Raw genomic sequence first — 689 nt, 5'->3', positions numbered from 1 at the left:
AGATTCATGGTACTCAACGTCGTTTAAACGTTTGAGTCCCCAGTTTTTGAACATTCTCGCGTGAAGAAAATACTGGTTGATTGCGACAAGCTCATTTCCCAATAATTTATTGAGATAACTTATGATTTTAACATCACCTTTCATTATATAGTCCCTCCGCTTCCACTCATTGAAGCGTAGATCGGGCTACAGGGATGTCAAAAAAAAGATGGGCGCTTACGCGATCTCTTTGTATTCCGGGATCTGCATCAGTTCGTCCTGCATGATCTCTCGCGCAGCACGTACACATTTACCGCATTGATTTCCCACCGGAACAAATTTGCGAAGCTGCTGGAATGACTGGGGCTGAAACTGGCGAACGGCCTGACGTATTTTTTTGTCGCTTACACCATTACATAAACAAACGTACATAGAAACTCCCGTTCAAATTATGCGCAAAGTGTAAGTGAGAATGGTTATGATTACAATAGCACAAACGCCAGAATGCGGGGCGGGAGCAGGCAAAAAATGCGAAATTTTGTGACAACGCCTGAGCGGCAGAAAACAAAAAAGGACGCCGAAGCGTCCTTTTTTTATTCGGGGATAATTAATTAGCCCAGAACTTTAGCAACAACGCCCGCGCCAACGGTACGGCCGCCTTCACGGATTGCGAAACGCAGACCGTCGTCCATCGCGATTGGGTGGATCAG

The 689-nt window shown here is 45.7% G+C and carries 3 protein-coding genes; all 3 read right to left on the bottom strand.

Annotated elements, in window-relative coordinates:
• A partial coding sequence (locus LJA86_RS22155; RefSeq protein ID WP_267491673.1) for a ferritin-like domain-containing protein occupies positions 1-144 on the bottom strand: 144 nt, incomplete at its 3' end.
• Between the two features lie 72 nt (positions 145-216).
• Positions 217-411: a bacterioferritin-associated ferredoxin gene (gene bfd, locus LJA86_RS22150; RefSeq protein WP_008503493.1), complete on the bottom strand. Its 195-nt coding sequence runs from the start codon at positions 409-411 to the stop codon at positions 217-219.
• Between the two features lie 179 nt (positions 412-590).
• A partial coding sequence (locus tag LJA86_RS22145; protein WP_072082104.1) for an elongation factor Tu occupies positions 591-689 on the bottom strand: 99 nt, incomplete at its 5' end.

It is taken from the genome of Enterobacter sp. TCD1-1, from assembly GCF_020567405.1.
Taxonomy (GTDB): domain Bacteria; phylum Pseudomonadota; class Gammaproteobacteria; order Enterobacterales; family Enterobacteriaceae; genus Enterobacter; species Enterobacter quasiroggenkampii.
The sequence above is the reverse complement of the archived record's forward strand: the minus strand, read 5'-3'. Positions and strand labels throughout refer to the sequence as shown.

Coding starts and splice junctions, on each gene's coding strand:
- bfd (WP_008503493.1), bottom strand. CDS start 411: ATGTACGTTTGTTTATGTAATGGTGTAAGCGACAAAAAAATACGTCAG.